Source organism: Caproicibacterium sp. NSD3, assembly GCF_053613275.1.
In genome coordinates this window covers 105,905-128,324 of record NZ_CM132119.1, presented here as the reverse complement: position 1 = coordinate 128,324, position 22,420 = coordinate 105,905, and the positions used below count along the sequence as shown (strand labels likewise).

Sequence of the window (22,420 nt, the reverse complement as noted above, 5' to 3'; positions counted from 1 at the left end):
AATTTCTGATTTTCGCGCTACCCTGCAAAAGCCCTTTCAAAATCATCATTTGCTTTCAACTTCCTTTTCAAGATCCGAAACCCATGTTCCGCCAATATAAGATTCCATTTTTTGATAGACGGGCTTTGCAGCTTCCTGAAAGGCCTTTGAATCCACCTCATTGGTAGGAACTACGGTCATTCCTTTAGAGATCAGATCCTTTTCCATCGTTTCCGCAGAATCATCATTGTTTTTGCGAACGGTAGCAACGGCTTCTTGTGCAGCTTCGCGGATAATCTGCTGATCCTCTTCAGAGAAAGATTCCAAAACTCTGCTCGAAATACAGATCGGCAAAGGCGAATAAAACAAATTCACATTATTGATGTATTTGCTGACATCCGGGAACCCATTTGTATACAGCACGCTTAACGGTGCATCGCACCCATCAATGGTTCCCTGCTGTAAAGCAGTCAAAACCTCGCTCCATGCCATCGGGGTCGCGTTGACGCCCAGCGCAGCATAAGCCGCAAGATATGTTTTTGTCTCCATGCAGCGAATTTTCATTCCCGCAAGATCGGACGGCTCCTTAATGCTTCTTTTGCCCGTAGCCAGCTGACGGAACCCACCTTCGGACCATCCCAGAACTGTTACGCCTGCACTCTCTACATTTTTTGCCAGCTTCTGTCCATAATCGCCGTCCAAAATCTTTCTTGCCTGTTTGGAATCGGAAAAGATAAACGGAAGATCCAAAGCTCCGTTTGCCAAAACATAGGTAGAAACATATGCGTTTGTCATAACGGCCATATCACAGGTGCCAATCTGCATTCCTTCCCACATTTCCGGTTCCGAACCAAGCTGACTGCTCGGATAATCGTTCACCGTAATGCGCCCCTGTGTTTTTTCTTCCACGACTTCTTTAAACTTCTGCGCAGTGAGCGCATAAGGATCATTTGGATTCGAAGCAGTCGTATAGCCGATGCTGAGTACTGTTTTCGGAGCAGAACTTGTTTCTCCACATCCGACCAAACTAAGCACCATAGCAGATACCAAAACTGCGGCAATGAAACGTTTCATTTTCGATTTTCCCCCATTTCTACTCTAACCCTAAAATAACCTCCGGAACATTATGAATTAAATCCCGGATCTCAGAATTCTTCAATCCTTGTTCCAGCAGCGCACAAACAAACCGATGCATTTCGATCGTGGGATGCGGACTTCCTTTTTGTCCACGATCTGTTGTAATAAATGCACTGCTCGAGCCAATTCGGCGAATGGTACTCACCATTTGCTCGATCGATACGGATTTCTGAACGACATTAAGCCAAACCTTTTCAATGAAAACCCCTTCTTTAGCAAGTTCCTCCTGAATTTCCGCCGGAACGATCGTACGGGAAAACTCCGGATGTGTCAAAACCATGCGAACGCCTCTGCGTCTTCCTTCTTTGCAGAGAATAACGGATTCTTCCGGACTTAAATGCCCACTTGCCAGCGTTGCATCATACCGTTTAACAACATCCATAATCTCATAGACACAATTCTTAAGATGACCTTTCTGGTCAAGAATCGTAATTCCTGGGCGATCAAAAAAATCTCCCGACATATTTCCAAAAGTCAAACTGTTGGCCGCATCCCGTGTTGGCATCCAGATAATCTTCGCACCAAATCTGAGCGCGTTTTCCACCGCGTAAACATTTAACCCTCCTACGGGCCAGTTTAACGCAACGGCACCATACGCCTTTGCTCGAGCGTTCCCATATTGATTAACCAAGATAGCACGGGCAACTGTTGATTCATAGTGACTCTTTAAAACAACTCCTTTCATTCCCGCTTGGCTAGCTTCTGCTACCAACTGAAAACAATCCAGCGACCGCGGAAACACCGAGGGTAATGTATGAATATGTAAGTCATACCCTCCCTTCATTAGTTCACTTGCTTTATCATCAAAATTTTTCACACCTATCTGCTTCCTCCATTATGGAATCTATTCCCAAAGAAGCAGGAGGCCGGCCTGATTCTTGCTTTGTTGGCTAAAGTATAGCATCGCGTTTTAACAAGGTAAAACAAGTATTTTCAGAATATTCACAAGAAATCCCTTGTTCATTCGTTTCCATTTAGTCCATATTTTATATAATAAATAGTAAATATAGGATTTTTGTGAAATTTGTTTTCAATGCTTTCGTATAATATTGCTGTAATTTTCTCATGATATTTATTGATTATTTTTTTTAAAGCATTTCATTTTTCGTTTGTGAAAAATAATTGCCTAACAAACAGTACAAATATTTGTATACTATGATTAGTTTCCTCTCGGATCATTTTAAAAGCTCTTTCTATTAGTAGCTACCACTTTTTGCAGGAGATCTTTTTGGACAGAAAAGCACAAAATTTTTCTAATGTTCAAAAAAATGTCAAAAACCATTGACATCACATTTGAATATACTTATAATAAGTAAGATTCGGTAGGTGAGGTTTTTGCAGGGATATGGATTGTTGCCGCAGAGTGGTGGAGACACCATGGAGAAGGTTGGAGCAGGCTATATCGAACCTAAGGTGTAGCATAATACAGTTTCACTGCCCTGCAAAGCTAAAGCTCAAACGAAGAAGTCAGAAGTGTTTTTTTACACTCCCATATATTCTTGACCGAATATATGGGAGCTTTTTATTTTTTTAACATGTTTTGACATCTTTAAAATCGAAGATAATTTTTGATTCAAACGGAGGTGAGAAGAATGGACTCTGGGAGTAGCAGCGGCACAGTCCCCGACGGATGGCCTACAGCAAAAATGGAAACAATAAAAGAATCAAACCATGATTTCATTCTTCTCTGTATCTAGTCCTCCGTCTTATAAAAAGTGCCATACTTCCTCCTTTTAGCACATGCCAATCTAAAGAAATGGAGGTACGAGCGATGAAAAAAAATTCAAAAACAGTTTTAACCAAAAAAAGTCTTTCCATGGCAGATTCGTGTAGTACAGAAGTTAAAAATCGTCTTTTATTTGCTTCGACTCACGATGAAGCAGAAGTCCTGCAAACGCTTGGTACCGGGACTAATGGATTAAACGACGAAGAGGTTGAATCCGCAAGAAAATCTTTTGGCAGCAACATCGTCATGCATAAAAAGAAACAATCTCTTTTTAAAAGAATTTGCAGCGCTTTTATCAATCCTTTTACAGCGATTTTGTTTGCGCTTGCCATTATCTCGGTGTTTACTGATATTCTTTTTACAGAACCCAGTGAACAAAATTATACAACCGTCATTATTATCGTAACGATGGTAATGATTTCTGGAGTCCTGCGCTTTATTCAGGAAACTAAAAGTGGAAACGCAGCTGCAAGCCTTTCCAAAATGATCCATACAACGACTTGCGTCGAGCGGCAGGAATCCGGCAAACAGGAAATCCCCCTGGAAGATGTGGTGGTCGGCGATTTCGTTTACCTTTCCGCCGGTGATATGATTCCAGCCGATCTGCGGATTCTCTCAGCAAAAGACTTGTTTATCAGCCAATCCGCCCTAACCGGGGAAAGCCAGCCAGTTGAAAAATATGGAGCTCCTGTAAGTGAACAGAACTCCTTGACAGAAATTTCGAACCTTGCTTTTATGGGAAGCACCGTGATCGGCGGAAGCGCCAAAGCTGTTGTAATTGCTACCGGGAATGATACCATGCTTGGTCGCATTGCAAAAAGTCTGACGGAAAAACCACCAAAAACCAGTTTTGAAAAAGGGGTCAACTCTGTTTCATGGGTTCTTCTTCGGTTTATGCTGGTTATGGTACCGATTGTCCTTTTCATTAATGGATTTACAAAGGGCGACTGGCTTAAAGCATTTTTATTCGCAATTTCCGTTGCTGTAGGTCTTACACCGGAAATGCTGCCCATGATTGTGACTACCTGCCTTGCAAAAGGTGCTGTCGCAATGAGTCAAAAAAAAGTAATCATCAAAAGTCTGAATTCCATCCAGAATTTAGGCTCTATCGATTTGCTCTGCACCGACAAAACCGGAACTCTCACACAGGATCGTGTGATTTTAGAGTCCCATCTGGATGTTGAGGGCAATGAAGATTCCCGCGTACTGCGCCATGCTTTTTTAAACAGCTATTTTCAAACAGGGCTCAAAAATCTGATCGATCTTGCAATTATCTCCAAGCAGAATGAATTAGAGCCTGTCCCCATCGAAAAAGACTATCGGAAAGTGGATGAAATTCCATTTGACTTTAATCGTCGTAGAATGAGCGTTGTGGTCTCGGATAAAAGCGGCAAAACGCAAATGATTACAAAAGGTGCCATTGAAGAAATGCTCAAATGCTGTTCTTATGCCGAGCTTCACGGGACAGTGGAGCCGCTGACAAAAGAAGTTCGCTCGTTTGTTATTTCCAAATCTGACGAACTAAACGCTTCGGGCATGCGCGTCATTGCAGTCGCGCACAAAACAAATCCTGCTCCAGTCGGTGAATTTTCGGTAGCAGACGAAGACAACATGGTCTTGATCGGCTTTCTTGCCTTTTTAGATCCTCCAAAAAAAACAACAGCCAAAGCGATCCGCGCCCTTAACGAACATGGTGTTGCCGTTAAAATTCTGACCGGAGACAATGAAAAAGTCACCTGCAGCATCTGCCGTCAGGTAGGAATTCCAGACAATCGTATGCTTCTAGGAGAAGATCTCGACAACATGACGGACGATGAGCTTGCCCAAAAAGCAGAAAAAACGATGGTCTTTGCAAAGCTGTCTCCCACTCAAAAAGCGCGTGTGATTCAAATTTTCCGGGATAATGGCCATGTCACCGGATATATGGGCGATGGCATCAACGACGCTGCCGCTATGAAAGTCGCCGACGTAGGCATTTCTGTTGATACTGCTGTAGATATCGCAAAAGAATCTGCGAATGTTATTATGTTGGAAAAAGACTTGATGGTTTTGGAAGACGGAATCATCGAGGGAAGAAAAACATACGCGAACATGATAAAGTATATCAAAATGACTGCTTCTTCTAATTTCGGAAACATGTTTTCCGTTTTGGCAGCCAGTGCGTTTCTTCCTTTCCTTCCAATGGCTTCTATTCAGCTATTATTGCTGAATCTGATTTATGATATCTCCTGCACCGCCATTCCTTGGGATAATGTAGATCGGGAATATCTGCAAAAGCCGCGGAAATGGGATGCTTCTTCTATCAGCAAATTCATGCTCTGGATTGGCCCCACCAGCTCGGTATTTGATATTGTCACGTATCTTCTCATGTATTTTTTCATTTGCCCTATGGTCTGCGGCGGGCAGCTCTTCCAGCAGATCACGGACCCTTCTTTAAAATTACTTTATATCTCGACTTTTCAGTCCGGATGGTTTGTGGAATCCATGTGGAGCCAATCTTTGGTAGTCCATATGATCCGCACTCCTAAAATTCCATTTCTACAAAGCCGTGCTTCTGCGCCTGTGCTGTCTCTAACGGCATTTGCTGTTTTAACGGCAACACTGATCGTGAGTACTCCTTTGGGAACATTTTTAGGATTTTCTCCCCTTCCTCCAATTTATTTTGCATGGCTTTCCGCGATTGTTCTCGGTTATATGATACTCGCGACCATTGTCAAAAAATTATATATTAAAAGATATGGAGAGCTACTTTAAGGTATATTTCAGAATAAGAAAGCCCACGCGAATTTCGCGTGGGCTTTCTTATAATCAAATTAGATCAATAAAAACAAATTTAACGATATTTCCGTCGATACAATCAGCTGTTTTCTAAGACACAGAATTCTTTTAAGAACTCATCTCCCAGAGAAACTTCCGTCTTTTCTCCGTTCGCCATATTCTTAATCATGACCCGGCCGCTCTCGATCTCATTATCGCCTAAAACCAGACTGAACCGTGCCCCAATTTTATCGGCATACTTCATCTGTGCCTTGAGCCCGCGCCCAATCTCATCAAATTCTGCATAAAGGCCGGATTCCTTGCACTTCTGTGCCAGAAGGAATGACTTCTCCCGCGCTGCATCCCCAAGAGACGCTAAGAAAAGATCGCAGCGTTTTTTGGGTGGAAATTCAACTTTCTGCTCTTCCATCGCAAGGATTACGCGTTCGAGTCCCATTCCAAATCCCAATGCAGGTGTTGGAGTTCCTCCCATTTCTTCTACAAGTCCGTTATAACGTCCGCCGGCACAAATCGCCATTCCTTTATAGAGAAATTCAAAGACGGTATTTGTATAGTAATCTAATCCGCGGACAATAGAAGGATCAACGGTATAAGAAATCCCCATTGCCTCCAGTGCATGCTTTACGCCATCAAAATGTCTCTGGCAATCTTCACAAAGGAAATCTAAAATCTTTGGCGCATTTGCTGCGATCTCTTGGCATTTTTTCTCTTTGCAGTCCAAGATCCGCATAGGATTCCGTTCAAGACGAGACAAACAGGTTTCGCATAGTTCTTCTTTGCGGGCAGAAAAATATTCTTTCAGTGCCTTTGTATAAGCCGCCCGGCAAGTAGGGCACCCAATGGAATTAATTGCAAGCGAAATGCCGGCAATTCCGAGTCTTTGCAAAACAGAATATCCCACACCGATCACTTCGGCATCCGAAAGTGGGGAATTGGAACCAAACATCTCGATCCCAAACTGATGAAATTCCCGCAGTCTGCCTTTCTGCGCTTTTTCATAGCGATAACAGCTGGTCAGATAATAAAACTTTTGCGGCATTCCGGCAGAAAGCAAGCCATGCTGCAAAAAAGCACGCACCGCACCAGCTGTTCCCTCCGGGCGAAGGGTAATGCTGCGGTTGCCTTTATCTTTAAATGTATACATCTCTTTTTGTACCACATCGGTAGTTTCCCCAACACTGCGCAAAAAAAGTTCTGTATGTTCAAAAACCGGTGTGCGAATCTCCGAAAATCCATTCTTTTCGGCTTCGTTTCGTGCAACCGATTCTACGATCTGCCATTTTTCGCTCTGGCCCGGCAAGATATCTTCTGTTCCGCGAGGTACCTGCGTAATCAGTTCCATAAGAATTTTCCTCCTGAATCATTTCAAAAGCCATCAAAAGCTATCCGAGCTCTTGGGCCTTGATCTCAAATAAAAATGTTATTTTTTATTATACCATAAATTGACCGCTCCGAAAACTACTTTTCTCTAAAAGAAAAGCAGAAATCCCGCCCTGCCGGAGAGATACGGCAAAGGCGGGACTTTTTTAATGATTCGCACAAAGAGACCCACTGATAAAATCAGTGGGAAGGATTTACAATATTGCGCCAATCCAAATCGCCGCGCTCCAAACCATGAATCAAAACTTCCGCCGTTGCAATATTCGTAGCGACCGGAATATTATGAGTATCACAGAGACGAAGCATATTATTATCGTTGGGTTCATGTGGCTTTGCAGAGAGCGGATCTCTAAAAAACAACAGCATATCCACTTCATTGCAGGCAATTCGAGCAGAAATCTGCTGATCTCCACCCTGACTTCCGCTTAAAAAACGTTGTATTTTAAGGCCGGTCGCATCGCTGACCAGCTTTCCTGTCGTGCCGGTAGCACATAAATCGTTACGGCTTAAAATCCCGCAGTATGCAATACAAAACTGAACCATCAATTCTTTTTTTGCATCGTGTGCGATCAATGCAATATTCATTTTTAAACACTCTCCTATATCATTATTTTTTTCGATACTTTTAAAACTTTTGCAAAGGCGGCAGCGGAACCTCATGTCCCTCTAGCCGCATGGCAAGTCGAGCAAAAGCTAACGCTGCAGGGCATTTCTGCGGAGGCAATTTCCGCACCGCTGCTGCACGAAGCTCCACATCTTCCGGAATGACTGCAATCAGCTGGATTCCAGTCTGGTCAATCATATCATCTACATCGGTAAAAAATCCCGATTTTCGGAAAAAAGAAGATGAAAACCGATTGATCACAAGCCTTTGTTCCGTTATGCCTGCTTCTAAAAGCTGCTCACGGGTTTTAAAAGAAGCCAATGTGCAAACTTTATCCGGTGTACTGACTACTAAGGCTCTGTCTGCTGCCGAAACAGCACTGCGAAAACCTGCCCCGATCCCTGCAGGGCAGTCAATCAGCACATCATCAAAATAACATGCGATTGCACCGATCAGCTCCCTCATGATTTCAGGGCTAACTAAGTCTTCTTCCCGAAATGGAGCCGGCATCAAATAAAGACCATCCTGATAAGAGCTGGGATAGATCGCTTGTGCAGGTGTAGCAGTACCGGAAACCACATCGGAAAGATCAAAGACCTGCTCCTGTGCAATATTGAGAAGCAAATCAAGGCATCCCAGCCCTGCATCACAATCAACCAGAAGCACCCGACGCCCTCTTGCTGCCAATGCCAGACCAACATGCGCTGTTGTGGTGGATTTCCCTGCGCCACCTTTTCCCGATGTAATAACTGTTACTGCTCCCATATTAAAAACCTCATTTTCATAGTATCACAAGACTCTTAAATAGTCAATTTTTTTATCTAAAATCAACAGATATTTGTTAATACAAGCTAAAATACAGTCAAAATAACTGTTTTTAATTCTGTCTCCAGACTTTTTTTAACAAATTTATGATTGAAAGTATGCGTCAAAAATATCTTTTGCGATATTTTGAGCATAACTGCCTGTTGCGCCATGCGGCAACACCACCGCCACAGCGATTTGAGGATTATCATAAGGCGCATAGGCGATAAACGTAACATTATCGCTGCCGTTTGTTTCTGCCGTTCCGGTTTTTGCGGCAATCGCAATTTTATAATTAGAAAAGAGTGTTCTTGCAGTACCGGAGGTCACAACTTCTCTCATTCCTTCCTGTACTGTCTTCAGATTTTCCGCAGAAAGATAACTATAATCAGAGTTATCAACAAGTGTCTCTCCTTCTGTTGAAGAAACCGTATTCTGACGGCTATAATCGGTTACGTGATCAACCAAATGCACTTTTTTTCGAGTTCCATTATTTGCAATCGTTGCAACATAATCGGCAAGTTGAGCGGGAGAAAACTGATTGTCACTCTGCCCAATCGCCGCCTGCACGGTATCGCCGTCATACCAGGTTCCACCCGCAGCAGTTCTGGATTCCGGGCCGGCAAGCGTTCCCTCCGTCTCATCGATCTCCACTCCGGTTTTTACTCCGAGTCCCAATTTTTTCGCATATAGATCCATGCTTGTAATACCCAAGCGATAGCCGGTCTCGCAGAAAAACACATTGCAGGACTGTGCCAAGGCAGAACGAACATCCATAGGACCATGCCAACCCATACAGGTTATAATCAAACTCGGTTTAAAACGATCATAAACATGATTGCAGACAATTTTCGTTGTATCCGTAATGGCACCTTCCTGCAAAGCTGCCAGTGCAACGCACGGTTTAAAGATAGAACCGGGGGTAAACGCGCTTCCGAAAGCCCTATCGACCTGCGGATTGGTAGCATCTTTTAAAAGGGAATCAAAATAAGAAGATTTGCTGTATTGAGAAAGATCATAAGTCGGATAGCTTGCAGCAGCCAGCACCGAAAAATCAGAAACTCTCAATGCTACCACTCCGCCGCCGACACAGTCTTTGGCCGTGGCATGCGCTGCCTGTACATTTTTTGCGAGTGAATCGGCGGCAGCTTTCTGCACTTTAGAATCAACGGTAAGAAATACGGTATTTCCCGCTTGTGGCTCTTTGGTCACAGTCTCCTGCTGAACTTCTCCGTTGCTATTATACTCAATTTTCTTTTCTCCTGCAGAGCCCCGCAGTGTAGACTCCATCGCAGCCTCGATTCCAAATTTTCCGATTGTATCATTCAGCGTGTATCCTTCTGATTTTAAAGACTCATACTGCTTCTCAGAAAGTGCCCCCAGATTGCCTAAAATATGGGGCATCAAAGTTGGCTCCGGATATTTCCGGACCGACGTGATCTGTGTAGATACACCTGGCAAATCATCGCTGTTTTCGCTGATGATCGCTACCGTTTCCTGACTGACCTTGCTGGAAAAAATATATGGAACCCCCAGAGAAAATCCGCTCATTGTCATTCCGTAACGCACCGACAAGATATCGCGCAACTGCTCAGGAGTATACTCTGAAGCATCATTTCCGCTCCCCGCGAAATATCGTTTTGAAAGTGCGTCAATACAAGTTTGCGGATCGGCATCTTGTCCTACTTTCAAGAACTGATCGGATTTTAAATATGTAAGTTCATCTTCCGCACCTGCTTGAAACTCGTATTCCCCGTTTTGATATAAAATGGGCAAAGTATCATTCCATGATTCTCCGCGCATTTTTAAAAGTGAAATCAGTTTTCCTGTAATTTTATTAATCGACGCCGCCGACATTTCTCCCAAATTAAACCGGATTTCGTAAGAAATTTGATTGGTTGCCAGCCCGACCCCATTAATATCCACAATTTCTCCCCGGGCAGTGGGAATCGTTTGTGTTGTGCTGACCGACTGTTCCGCAAGGGCCGAAAGCTCTTGTCCATCCACAAACTGCCACTGTATCAACCGAACGGCAAAAATACCGCAGGCTAAAAGAAGAAGTCCCATGCAAACTTTTTTTCTGGACAACTGTTTTTTCCACAACCTCAAGTGATCCCACTTCCTTTCCGAAATTTTTTATTTTATTAAGTATCAGCCGGCGCTCTCAGCCTTGTCGCTAAAAACCGATTCAGATAATAAAGAGGCACTGCAAATACCGCCGTATAAAGAGTCCGCGGCAAAAGATGGTAAAGTAGCAGATACCCGCTCTCTGAACTTCCCGGAAAGAGAGCGGTAAAAATCCACTGTAAAAGGGCCAAGATCCCTCCCAGTACCAAAGTGGAAACGACAGCGCTCAAAAGGTTTGTCTTTAAAAATTCACTGGCGAGAAAGCTCACGCAATATCCGCCAATCGCGATCTCTAAGGCTTTTGCTCCCAAAAAACTGCCGCTGCCAAAATCCATCAGCAATCCGCAAAAAAGGCCGCAGACCATCGCAGGCACTTCCTTTTCAAAGAAAGCTACTGTAACCACTGCCGGAATCAGAAGTATCGGCAGGGAATGAGATATTTCCGGAAAAAGTCCTGGAACCTGCTGCAGCAAATACAATAGCAAAAATTCGGCACCATAAGCCATCCCCCGCAAAATGCCCGCCCGCCTCATGAGTTCCCCCCTGAGGAAGCTGTATCTTCACCGGCTGCACTTTTTCCTGCAAAATTGGTGACCACCATCACATCTTTTGGGTTTTTCAAATCTACCGCAGGCTGTACAAGTGCATAAAGGGAGGCGTCTGATTCACTTCGGCTGACAGACTTCACTGTTCCCACCGTCAGATTTCTGGGGAAAAGCCCGCCGAATCCGCTCTCTACTGCAAGGCCGCTGGTAACAACCAAGTCGCCCTCCTGCACCTTTGTGGTGGAATCCAGATAATTCATTCGAAGATATCCTTCGTCTGCCGATTGGACCGTACAGCTCATAATTCCTGTTTCCTGCGTTTGGCTGTCACGGGCGCCAAATTTTGCATCCGCATGGAACAGCGTTGTCACACGGCTGGAAGTGGGGAACACCTCGCTCACCCAACCGAGAAGCCCTGCATCTGTTATGACCGGGTCATTTTTTGAAACGCCGTCTCTAGACCCCTGATCAATCGTGATGCTTCCATAGAGATCATCCGGATCTTTTGCAATCACTTCTGCCGCCAAAAGCTGATAATCCTGATTTTCTTCTTTAAGCCCCAGATATTTTTTATATTCTTCGTTCTCTCTTTTGAGCGTATCATAATTGATAAGCTGACGGTTCAAATCATTGATCTGCGCCTTAAGGTCTTCATTTTCGCTGAGAAGATCTTCTTTTGAGGCTCCTGTTTCCTCTGCATTTGCAGTAATCTGCTCCGACAAAGCAGCACTGACCCGCTGCATGGGCATCAAAAGCAAATTGACAGCTCCTCCAAAACCGCTGGAACTAAACGCGGCGGTAGAGAGCATCAAACAGCCCATTAAAACACATACCATTAGAAGTTTTCCGAGACTCTTTTTATGAGATCCTTTTTTCAACTCCGCCGCCTCCTTTTTTCATCATAAAAGTCGGAAAAAGAAAAGCAGAAAAGATCAGCGGATCCTTGTTTGTCCGAAATCTTTCTGCTTTTTCGAATTTTCATTCTTTCGAATCATTCGGCTCACTTTTCTTCGGCTCCGGCTGCTCCTGCCGTCCTGCCTGCTCAATTCCCTGCAAACGCATTCCTGCACCCAGCGCCACACAATCCAAAGGGGCATCCGCAATCCGAACCGGCAGGGAAGTCTCTGTTTTGATTAATTCGTCGATCCCCCGCAGCAGTGCGCCGCCGCCTGTAAGTGTGATTCCATGGTCAATGACATCTGCCGCAAGCTCCGGTTCCGTTTTCTGCAGCGTATTGCGAACCGCATCAATAATCTCAGAGAGCGGGTCAGAGATTGCCTCGCGAATTTCAGGAGCTGTAATCGTGATATAAGCGGGCAGACCATCCGCAAGATTTCTCCCTTTGACCTTCAGCGAAAGGCCATTTGATTCCTCCGTAGGATAGGCCGAACCGATCTGCAATTTTAATTCTTCCGCTGTACGCTCGCCAATCAAAAGATTATATTTATTTTTAACATATTGGCTAATGGATTCATCAAATTTATTTCCTGCTACTCGAACACTGGTACTTGTAACAATATCTCCAAGAGAAATCACCGCAACTTCACTTGTCCCACCGCCGATATCCACTACCATAGAACCGATCGGGTCCATCACCGGCAGCCCTGCACCCATCGCAGCAGCCATCGGTTCCGTCATAATTTCTACCTGACGCACACCGGCATCCGCCATCGCATCTTCCACTGCACGGCGCTCTACCCCGGTAACGCCGGAAGGCACACAAATCACGATTTTAGGCTTGGAAAAATGAGAAGGCTTCCCCAAAGTTTCCTGAATAAAATGTTTAAGCATGGTCGCGGTAATGTCAAAATCCGCGATGACGCCGTCATGAAGCGGACAGACAGCCTCAATGGTATCCGGTGTACGGCCGATCATTTCCCGTGCTTTTTCTCCGACTGCCAGCACAACGTCGCTTTCGACGTCAACTGCAACAACCGACGGCTCTCTTAATATAATTCCCTTGCCTTTTCCATAAACAAGCGTATTGACCGTACCAAGATCAATCGCAATATTTTTCAAGCGCATAATTTCGTGAAGCTCCTTTCCCTTATCCTACTTTTCCGGATGGATTCCAACCTTTTTCAGAATCCTATGAATTTTTCCAAGCGGAAGTCCAACCACACTGGTAAAACTTCCATCAATTCGTTTGACAAAAACGGCGCCGCGCCCCTGAATTCCATATCCGCCTGCTTTATCCATGGGCTCGCCCGAAGCGACATAAGCTTCGATTTCTTCCGGTTCAATCCGATAAAATTCCACACTCGTACAATCTTTATCTTCATAAATCTCGTTGTTTGCAACCAAGCAAAACCCCGTATAGACCTGATGCACCTGCCCGGAAAGCAGCTCGAGCATCTTTTTTGCCATTTCGGGGGTTTGGGGCTTCCCGAGAATTCTTCCTTTAAAAGCCACCAGCGTATCTGCAGCAAGGACTACATCTCCAGGATGCTGTTTCGCAACTGCGATCGCTTTTCGGCGTGCCAGTTGTTCCACCCGCTGCATAGGAGGGGTGCCATGCGGGCAGGCTTCATTTACCTGCGCGGGGACTACCTCAAAATCATAGCCTGCCTGATGCAGTAAATCAGAACGTCTTGGAGAAGAAGAGGCCAGTATGAACATCAAAAAGTACTCCTTTCAGGATGAAATTGTAAAAAGAATTTTTTCCTTTACAATTCGTTTTTATTCTAAATGATAAAAATCGAAAATCCGGTCGAATATTTTCTATTTTATCTTTCTATTTTATTCTTTATTCTCGAATCTTAATATGCGAGTAAACAAGAATTCCAACCAAAATCAAAATTGCCTGTAAAACATTAATGTTGACGGTAAGTCCAAAGGTAAACTTTAAAACATAAAGATCAACAACCGTCGGTTCCAATCCAAAGCTGGCTCCGGCCCCAAGAAAGGAAATCCACGGAATGGCAAGTGCTGAATCTCCGCCGACTTTTCCGAGTACGATCGCCAAAAGCAATATCACTATCAAAAGGATTGTGCGTAATAATTTTTTCTTCATAACAAATGATGGAACTCCTTAAAATATGATTAAAATCTGCCAAAACCGTATTTTCAGACAGAAGTTCCCGTAGAACCAAACCCATGATCTCCGCGGACGGTCTCGTCTAGTTTCTCTCTAAATTCCGGCTCGAGCATCAAAACCGGGAGCACTAAAAGCTGTGCAAAGCGCTCATTCGGTGCGATGGTCCACGGCTCGCTGCCAACATTACAAAGCCCGACGATCAGCTCTCCGCGATAGTCGGAATCAATGACACCAACACTGTTGGAGGGGGTAATCCCATGACGAACGCCTAATCCGCTGCGCCCGCAGATCAAACCAACACTATTTTCCGGCAAAGCTACCGCTACACCTGTAGAAATCCGGCAAAGCGCTCCCGGCGCAATCGTGACCGGTTCTTCCATACAGGCATAAAGATCCAGCCCTGCAGAATCTTTGGTTCCTCTGGTAGGCAAGATCGCCTGTTCGTTTAATTTTTTAAATACCAGTTTCATAAAACACCTCGATAAGATAATCCACGGGTCAGCGCACCCAAAATCGGCTTATCCTCTTTTAAATGCGCCAAAATGTTGCATTCTTCCTCTAAAGTTTCCGTTGTAAAACGTACAGAAACAAAATCCAAATTGGAAAGCTCTTTTTGCCTGCCAAGAAGCGAAAGCGGGACCGAATTATAAACTTCACTGCATGCTCCTACACAGCTGACCGGAAACTCGATTTCTTTGCGGTCAACAAGTGTCCGCGGGTTTCCGCAGCCACCCCACGGATTTTTTCTTCCCGGACAGCCGCCGTTTGCGATTGGGCAGCACCGAGTCAGCATCAGTGGCTGCCGTCCGTAAACCATCGTTCCCCGGGGAAGTTGTCCCCCTAAGCTGCATGCCTGCTGCAAAGAAAGCTCAAAGCTCAATTCCGTATCGCAGAGCCCCTCTTCTTCCAAAAAGTTGAGTGCTTGTGTATTAAAAACATTCAGCGAATATCCGCCGTGAATTCTCATTCCTTCTTCTTGTGCCAATGCCACTGCATTGAGTGTTCCCGCAAAGACATCCGGAATTCCGATTTCTTTCGCTTTCTGTAATTCTTTTCTCAACTGTTCTTCGATCCCGAACATTCCCCGGGGAAGCTCAATCCCCACTCGAAAGCCCCGTTTTTGCAGAGCAGTAAGTGTCTCCTGCGGCACACCGCACGGAACATAGATCAATTCACAGCAATCTGCTTCCTGCGGAACTTCACCGGTCGGAAAATGTGCCCGAAAAGAAACCTTTTCCGCGTGATGGGGCGTTTTTTGAGGAAATCTATATTCAAACGGAATTTTAGGAACATCCGCTCTCTCATCAAGTAAAATTTCAAGGGTTTGCCGCCGCAAAGCATTGAGCTCTTTCATTGGGACGGAAAGGCCATCCTCAATCTCGGTGGAAATCTTTTTAACAAAGAAGGGGGAACCGCCCGTTTTACAAAGCTGCTCTTTGCAGCGTTCTTCAGAAATTGCTTTTATCTTTGCATCTTCCGGGATAGGCCCATCCACTTTTGCCCGATGCCCATTTTCATCCTCTGCTAAAAGAGTCATCGGAAAGTTCTTCTTGATTTGAAGAGAAAAAGAAACCGGCACGCGCGGATATTCCCCTTTATAAAGCTCATGCAGTTCTGGAAAAACTGCCTTTGCTTTTTGGGAATCTTCCGGCTGCCTTGTTCCGAACATGGAACGGTCACGCCTGCCATCCGGAAATCCGGTTGTAAAACCACCTCTCGAAAAGACCTGCTCCAAATCAGTTTGGAGCTCCTGCGGAATTTTCTCTCCGTCTGCTGCCAATCGGCAGGCACGGGAAGAGGCCGCAACATATTCAGGGCGCTTCATGCGTCCTTCTATTTTAAGGCTCATCACACCGGCTTTTGTTAAATCAGAGACCCGCGAAATCATGGAAAGATCTTTTAAACTCAAATCGTGTCCGGTTCCACCCGGTGCAGAAAACGGCAGCCGGCAGGTTTGTGCGCACTGTCCTCGGTTTCCGCTGCGGGAACCAAGCATGGCACTGAAATAGCACTGTCCGGAAACACTCATGCACAGGGCACCATGCACAAATGCCTCCAGATCGATCTGCGGATTTTCTTTTTTACAGGCGACAATTTCCGAAAGGCTCATTTCTCTCGAGAGCACCACTCGCTCAAATCCAATCTTTTTACAGAATCGGACTCCCGCGGGAGTATGGATACTCATCTGCGTACTCGCATGAAGCGGCAAATTGGGACAGCATCTTCTAAGAAGATAAAGAAGCCCCAAATCCTGCACCAAAACGGCATCTACCGGCAAAGAGCAAGCAAACTCCACAAGTTCCAGCGCCTGCGGCAATTCTTCTTCCTGTAGCAATGTATTGACGGTTAAATGAACTCGTACTCCTCGCTGATGACAAAGTTTAACCGCTTCTGAGAGTTCATCTTTTGTAAAATTCTGAGCGCCTGCCCGCGCAGAAAAGCTCTGCGCACCAAGATATACCGCATCGGCGCCGCCTCGTACTGCGGCAATCAGGGTTTCCATTTTTCCGGCGGGTGCAAGAACCTCAGGTTTTATCATGCTTGTCCTCTTTACTATCTTTAGAGTCTGTTTTTTGGAACAGGTTTACAAAGCCTTCCTGCTCCGGTGTCTCCTCATTTGTCTTTGTATAGGCCCCGGTTCGCTGAATCGGGGCATTGGCTCGAGGAGCGGGCTGGTCAATCGGTTTTTCGCCCAAACGGGCGCGCAGAGATGCAACCTCTTTTTTCAGCCGTCCAATCTCTTTTTGAGCTTCTTCCGCTTCTAGGCGGGCACGGGAAGTATCTGCCAGATAGTCCTTAATCTGAGCGCGCAGCTTTTCTGCATCAGCCGCAGCTTTTTTATAGTCATCACAGTACGAAAGCGCCGCCACCGTTGCGGTTACCGTTGCGGAAGCGTGTTCATTTTCTTGCGAAAGATGTTCGATCGTATCGGCAACTTCCTTTGCGATTCCTTTTACATAGGTTTCGCTGTCCATCGCTCCAACCACACATTCAATTCCGCAAATATTTAACCGGACACTGTTTTTGCTCATGAGAAGGCTCTCCTTTCCCAAAAATCCTACTCCTTTGCAAAGAAAAAATCCTTACAAAAAGATTTGCAGAAAAATCAGATTTTCACTGCCTACGGATGGTTTAATTGTATCACGGATCGTTCCCTCCGTCTAGTCTGCATGAATTTCAATTTTCTGTTTTTTTCTCTGCAAAAAGGGCCTTTTTAAGGACCTCCAGAATTTCGTCTCCGGGCTGCAATTTCAAGCTGACATACGGCTTTTCGCCGGCACCAACCAGCACTCTTCCCTTAAAGAGATCAGAGATTTCTCCGATCCACTTCATATTGAGCGTTTTGCTGTAAAAATACAAGCTGCCATTTTGTTGTTTAATCTCCGAAAAGCCCATTTTTCCTGCTTGATTGCGCAAAAGTGCCACTTGTATCAATCCGCCGACACTCTTTGGCGCATCCCCGTAACGGTCGATCAACTCGTCCGTCACATCCATCGCGTCCTCCTCACTGCGGATATCCGCAATGCGGCGGTACATTTCCAATCTGCCGGAAAGACTTTCGATATAGCTTTCCGGGATATGTGCCTCCACCTGCAAATCGACCACGCATTCTTCGTCTGTCTGAGGTGCTTCTCCCTTTTCAGCCGCGATTGCGTCCGAAAGCAGCTTTAAATACATATCATAGCCTACCGCTTCCATATGCCCATGCTGTTCTCCGCCAAGAATGGAGCCCGCTCCGCGAATTTCCAGATCCCGCATGGCAATTTTAAATCCGGAACCAAATTCTGTAAATTCCCGAATGGCCGAAAGCCGCTTCTGCGCAATCTCTGAGAGAACTTTATTTTTCCGGAAGGTCAGATAAGCATAGGCGCGCCTATTTGATCTTCCGACTCTGCCGCGAATCTGGTGCAGCTGCGAAAGCCCCATTCGATCTGCATTATCAATAATCAGGGTATTGACATTCGGCACATCTACACCGGTCTCAATAATGGTTGTGCAGACCAACACATCAATTTCATGGTCAATCAGTTGACGCCATTGCTCCGAAAGCTCCTGCTCACTCATCTTTCCGTGCCCGATCCCAATTCTAGCTTCGGGGATCCGCTGCTTTAAAGAAGCTGCCACCCGAGTGATTGAAGCCACGTCATTATGCAGCCAATAAACCTGCCCGCCGCGGCGAAGCTCCCGGCGCACCGCTTCTCCGAGTACTCCCGCATCATATTCCATCACATAAGTCTGTACCGGGTGACGGTCATGAGGGGCTTCTTCGATCACACTCATATCCCGTATTCCAGACATCGCCATATTGAGGGTACGGGGAATCGGCGTTGCCGAAAGGGTCAGCACATCGACATTGTTGCAAAGTTTTTTTAGCTTCTCTTTCTGTGCGACACCAAAACGCTGTTCCTCATCAATAATGACCAGCCCCAAATCTCGGAATTTTACATCTTTGCTGATCAATCTATGCGTTCCGATAATCAGGTCGACTTCTCCGCGCTTTAATTTCTGTAAAATTTCTTCCTGCTGCTTCGATGTGCGAAAACGTGACAGCAGTTCTATCGTGATAGGGAACCCTTCCATCCGTCTGGTCACCGTTTGATAATGCTGCCACGCAAGGATCGTAGTCGGCACCAAAAGGGCGCATTGCTTCCCATCTGTAACACATTTGAACGCTGCGCGCAATGCCACTTCGGTCTTTCCGAATCCCACATCCCCGCAGAGCAGCCGATCCATCGGCATAGGGCGTTCCATATCCTCTTTGATTTCTTCAATGCAGCGCAGCTGGTCCTGCGTCTCATCAAATTCAAAATGGGATTCAAAATCCCGCTGCCAGTCGGTATCTTTGGAAAAAGCATGCCCTTTGGCCTGCATTCTCTGGGCATAAAGCTTGATCAGCTCTTTTGCCATATCTTTTACGGCACTGCGCACTCGCGTCTTGGCTTTTTGCCAATCACTGCCGCCCAACCGGCTGAGCTTTACCGTGGAATCCTCTCTGGGCCCGATGTATCGGCTCACCAAATCGAGCTGCGTAACAGGCACATAGAGAATATCATTTTTAGCATAGCGGATTTTGATATAATCTTTGACAATTCCATGCGTATCAATTTTATGGATTCCGTCAAAGACGCCGATTCCGTGGATATCGTGTACTACATAATCCCCTACTGAAAGCTCTGAAAGAGAACTGATTGCCTGCCGGTTCGGATCTTTTTTGGTGCTTACGCGCTGCCGATTTCCCTGCATCAGTTTTCCGTGGGTGATGATTCCCAACGCGATCCCGGGCCATTCCATGCCCGCAGAGAGAGTTCCCGGCATCACTGTAATCATATTTTTTTGAACTTCTGTTGGTTCTTCGGAATAATAAGCCGGCATGTTAAGTGCTGCCAAATCAGAAGCAACTGTTTTTGCGCTGCGCTCGGTACCCGCTAGGATTAAACATGCCTCCCCTTGATGAAGCATCGCCGAAAGGTCCTCCTGCAAAAGCTCCATAGAGCCGCCCCAAGCCGCCAGCTGACGCGCTGTAAAATTCAAAAGGACGCGAAGCGGCACATCATAGCTGCCATGAGCAAAAACATCCAAGAATACGGAACTGCTGTTCTCCGCTTTAAAAAGCAGATCTTCATAGGAAATGGAAAATGAGTCAAGGGTGCGGCAGAGCGTTCCTTCTGCGAGATATGCTTTCAAATCTTCTCCCCACTGTGTGGTAAGCGCGCGCAGCCGCTCCTTTTGCCGCGCCGGCTCGCTTAAAAAGAGAAAGCCATCCTGCGGGAGATAAGAAAGCAGCGTTGCTTTCTGCGGATACAGAATCGGCAGAAATTTATCCATGCAGGAAAGTCGGATTCCATTCAAAAGCCCGTCAATCTGTTCTTTTAAAACTTCCTTTTGTTTTGGCGCTGCTTTTCCGCGCAGAGACGACATCAATTTTTGCAGAGTTTTCGCAAAAATTTTCGGATGGTCGGTTAAAGCTTCTACCGCCGGCACAACTTTCACCCGTTCAACAGAATCCGTACGTCTTTGAGTAACCGCATCAAAATGAGAGATGGTATCAATTTGGTCTCCCCAAAATTCAATTCGCAGCGGAGAAGCAGACTCCGGCGGATAAAGATCCAGGATTCCGCCGCGGCGGGAAAATTGCCCTGAGCCATCCACCTGTTCTGCCCGTTCATATCCGCAGGACAAAAGCAAAGATTCCAAAGATTCCGGAGAAACGTCCTCTCCGGAACAAAATTCTTTTGTATGATTTTTTAAAACTTCCGGCGGCAAGGTAAGCTGCAAAGCCCCCTCGATGCTGCAGACCAAAACCTTACAGGAACCTTCTGCAAAGCGAGAAAGCACCCCGATCCTCTGATGCTCATATTCGTGAGAAGCAGTTCCGCTGAGAAATGTAAAATCTCTTGCAGGATAAAAAAGAGTCTCGATCCCCAATGATACCAAATCGGACTGTAGACGATTTCCTTCACTTTCATCTCCGCAAACGACGATTGCCGGTTTTTCACTCTGTTCACAGAGGGCACTAATCAGTGCCGCCTTGTGAATTCCGGTAAGCCCCGTACAGGCAATCGGGGTCCTTTTCTCCCTTAAAGCTGTTATCAGAGCCGTGTATTCGGGAAGATTTTGAAAAGCATTGGTTAAAAGTTTCATAAAATTTGCTCCTGTTTTGCATTTTTAGGAAGAATACATTGTTTTTTGTCAAAATAAATGATATAATAATTTTATCTGTTCAAAAATTTAAAGTGCTAAATTAGCATTTTAATTTTTTTTTCAAATGAGGGGGTAAATAGAGTTATGAATCAAGAAACAAAAACCCGCAGCAGCTTTTCCGGTAAAGTCGGATTTGTACTAGCCGCAGCGGGCAGCGCAGTCGGCCTGGGGAACATTTGGCGTTTCCCATATCTTGCCGCAAAATACGGCGGCGGTATTTTCCTATTCGTTTACATTATTCTTGCGGTAACCTTTGGTTTTGTGCTGATGATTACAGAAATTGCAATCGGGCGGAAAACCGGTCTTTCTGCAATTGAAGCCTATGGTGCCATCAACAAGAAGTTTAAGTTCCTCGGTGTTCTTACTTCTTTGGTGCCGATTATTATTCTGCCTTACTACAGCGTAATCGGCGGCTGGGTTATGAAATATCTGGCGGTCTACATTGCTGGTCAAGGGAGCGAAGCTGCCGGGGCCAAATTTTTCGGCAACTTTATCAGCGAGCCGATCGAACCGGTTCTATGGTTCTTGTTCTTTATCGGGCTCACCGCAATCGTCGTTCTGTTTGGTGTACAGAAAGGCATTGAAAAAGTCAGCCGGATTCTGATGCCGGTCCTGGTCGTTCTGTCGGTTGCAGTGGCAGTCTACTCTATCACCCTGCCCGGTGCCATGGAGGGCGTTAAATATTATCTGCTGCCCGATTTCAGCAAATTCTCCGTTAACACCGTTCTCGGTGCCATGGGACAGCTTTTCTATTCTTTGAGCCTTGCTATGGGCATCATGATTACTTACGGCTCTTATATGAAGCGGGACGTAGACCTTGTGCAGTCCGCCCGCCAGATCGATATTTTTGATACCGGCATTGCTTTTATCGCCGGCCTGATGATTATTCCGGCGGTCTTTGCCTTTACAGGAGAAGCTCCTCAAAAAGCAGGCCCTGGTTTAATGTTCCAGGCTCTTCCGCAGGTTTTTGCGAATATGGGCTTTGGTACTGTTGCCGGTATTCTATTCTTCCTGTTGGTTTTATTTGCTGCATTGACTTCTTCGATCTCATTGATGGAGACTGTCGTTTCCATCTTCCAGGATAAACTCGGGTGGGAACGTCGCGGAACCTGCTTGATTGTCCTGTTGGGCTCGATCGCCATTGGGATTCCGTCTTCTCTGGGATTTGGGCCTTGGTCAATGGTTCAGATCATCGGTATGGATATTCTGGACTTCTTTGATTTTATCAGCAACAGTGTCCTGATGCCAATCGTTGCTCTGCTTACCTGCATCTGCATTGGTCATATTGTCGGTCCCAAGTTTGTGGAAGATGAAATCAGTCTCTCCGGAAAATTTCGTGAAAAGAAAATGTATGGTGTGACAATTCGCTGGATCGCTCCGGTCTGCATTGTTGCCATTCTTATTTCCAGCGTTATGAGCGCTCTGGGAATCATCACGATCTAATTTTTTCTCACAATCGCATATTTGTTGATTTGAGCCGTCCCCGTAATTGGGGGCGGCTTTTTGTCGCCTAATGAAACAAAGGATTAAAAAGGCAACACAAGCGCCCCGCATTTTTACATGCAGGGCTTTTTTACTTATGATTGATTGTGTAGGATTTC

17 protein-coding genes and 1 riboswitch are annotated in these 22,420 nt (G+C 45.6%); of the genes, 2 read left to right on the top strand and 15 right to left on the bottom strand.

What is annotated here, in order from left to right; genetic code table 11:
• Positions 1-45: 45 nt before the first annotated feature.
• Positions 46-1,053 carry a TRAP transporter substrate-binding protein gene (locus ACVS9P_RS00640; protein WP_452103725.1) on the bottom strand — a complete coding sequence of 336 codons (1,008 nt, stop codon included), beginning with the start codon at positions 1,051-1,053 and terminating at the stop codon, positions 46-48.
• 19 nt (positions 1,054-1,072) lie between these two features.
• Positions 1,073-1,933 carry a DUF6282 family protein gene (locus ACVS9P_RS00635; protein WP_452103724.1) on the bottom strand — a complete coding sequence of 287 codons (861 nt, stop codon included), beginning with the start codon at positions 1,931-1,933 and terminating at the stop codon, positions 1,073-1,075.
• Between the two features lie 494 nt (positions 1,934-2,427).
• Positions 2,428-2,590: riboswitch (M-box (ykoK) riboswitch) on the top strand.
• Positions 2,591-2,932: 342 nt separating this feature from the next.
• Here ACVS9P_RS00635 and mgtA point away from each other — a divergent pair.
• Positions 2,933-5,596: a magnesium-translocating P-type ATPase gene (gene mgtA / locus ACVS9P_RS00630; RefSeq protein ID WP_452104651.1), complete on the top strand. Its 2,664-nt coding sequence runs from the start codon at positions 2,933-2,935 to the stop codon at positions 5,594-5,596.
• Positions 5,597-5,699: 103 nt separating this feature from the next.
• Here the strand turns inward: mgtA and hisS are convergent, their stop codons facing one another.
• From hisS to mfd, 13 genes are all read right to left on the bottom strand, one after another.
• A complete protein-coding gene (gene hisS, locus ACVS9P_RS00625) occupies positions 5,700-6,962 on the bottom strand; it encodes a histidine--tRNA ligase (RefSeq protein ID WP_452103723.1) in 1,263 nt (420 codons plus the stop codon).
• Positions 6,963-7,180: 218 nt separating this feature from the next.
• Positions 7,181-7,585 (bottom strand): methylglyoxal synthase, encoded by a 405-nt coding sequence (mgsA, locus tag ACVS9P_RS00620; protein ID WP_452103722.1) that lies wholly within the window; start codon positions 7,583-7,585, stop codon positions 7,181-7,183.
• A 40-nt stretch (positions 7,586-7,625) separates the two neighbouring features.
• Positions 7,626-8,369: a nucleotide-binding protein gene (locus ACVS9P_RS00615; RefSeq protein WP_452103721.1), complete on the bottom strand. Its 744-nt coding sequence runs from the start codon at positions 8,367-8,369 to the stop codon at positions 7,626-7,628.
• Positions 8,370-8,513: 144 nt separating this feature from the next.
• On the bottom strand, positions 8,514-10,517 hold the full coding sequence (locus ACVS9P_RS00610; RefSeq protein ID WP_452103720.1) for a penicillin-binding transpeptidase domain-containing protein: 2,004 nt from the start codon (positions 10,515-10,517) through the stop codon (positions 8,514-8,516).
• A 35-nt stretch (positions 10,518-10,552) separates the two neighbouring features.
• Positions 10,553-11,068, bottom strand: a complete 516-nt coding sequence (mreD, locus tag ACVS9P_RS00605; RefSeq protein WP_452103719.1) for a rod shape-determining protein MreD — start codon at positions 11,066-11,068, stop codon at positions 10,553-10,555.
• Positions 11,065-11,958 carry a rod shape-determining protein MreC gene (mreC, locus tag ACVS9P_RS00600; protein WP_452103718.1) on the bottom strand — a complete coding sequence of 298 codons (894 nt, stop codon included), beginning with the start codon at positions 11,956-11,958 and terminating at the stop codon, positions 11,065-11,067. The genes mreD and mreC overlap by 4 nt, the downstream gene beginning before the upstream one ends.
• 100 nt (positions 11,959-12,058) lie before the next feature.
• Entirely contained in the window at positions 12,059-13,105 is a 1,047-nt protein-coding gene (locus tag ACVS9P_RS00595; RefSeq protein WP_452103717.1) for a rod shape-determining protein, read from the bottom strand.
• Positions 13,106-13,132: 27 nt separating this feature from the next.
• Complete coding sequence (locus tag ACVS9P_RS00590) at positions 13,133-13,699, bottom strand: Maf family protein (protein WP_452103716.1); 567 nt, start codon at positions 13,697-13,699, stop codon at positions 13,133-13,135.
• Positions 13,700-13,826: 127 nt separating this feature from the next.
• Positions 13,827-14,093, bottom strand: coding sequence for a DUF4321 domain-containing protein (locus ACVS9P_RS00585; RefSeq protein WP_452103715.1), 267 nt, complete (start codon positions 14,091-14,093; stop codon positions 13,827-13,829).
• 53 nt (positions 14,094-14,146) lie between these two features.
• Positions 14,147-14,587, bottom strand: coding sequence for a dUTP diphosphatase (gene dut / locus ACVS9P_RS00580; RefSeq protein ID WP_452103714.1), 441 nt, complete (start codon positions 14,585-14,587; stop codon positions 14,147-14,149).
• The gene (locus ACVS9P_RS00575; protein ID WP_452103713.1) at positions 14,584-16,656 is read right to left on the bottom strand and encodes a DUF3656 domain-containing U32 family peptidase; all 2,073 of its coding nucleotides are present in this window, start codon (positions 16,654-16,656) and stop codon (positions 14,584-14,586) included. Before ACVS9P_RS00575 ends, dut begins: the two co-directional genes overlap by 4 nt.
• On the bottom strand, positions 16,643-17,149 hold the full coding sequence (locus ACVS9P_RS00570) for a cell division protein ZapA (protein WP_452103712.1): 507 nt from the start codon (positions 17,147-17,149) through the stop codon (positions 16,643-16,645). Before ACVS9P_RS00570 ends, ACVS9P_RS00575 begins: the two co-directional genes overlap by 14 nt.
• Positions 17,150-17,294: 145 nt before the next feature.
• Positions 17,295-20,759 carry a transcription-repair coupling factor gene (gene mfd / locus ACVS9P_RS00565; protein ID WP_452103711.1) on the bottom strand — a complete coding sequence of 1,155 codons (3,465 nt, stop codon included), beginning with the start codon at positions 20,757-20,759 and terminating at the stop codon, positions 17,295-17,297.
• 144 nt (positions 20,760-20,903) lie between these two features.
• On the opposite strand from mfd, the gene ACVS9P_RS00560 reads away from it, so the two are divergent.
• Positions 20,904-22,262 (top strand): sodium-dependent transporter, encoded by a 1,359-nt coding sequence (locus tag ACVS9P_RS00560; protein ID WP_452103710.1) that lies wholly within the window; start codon positions 20,904-20,906, stop codon positions 22,260-22,262.
• Positions 22,263-22,420 lie beyond the last annotated feature (158 nt).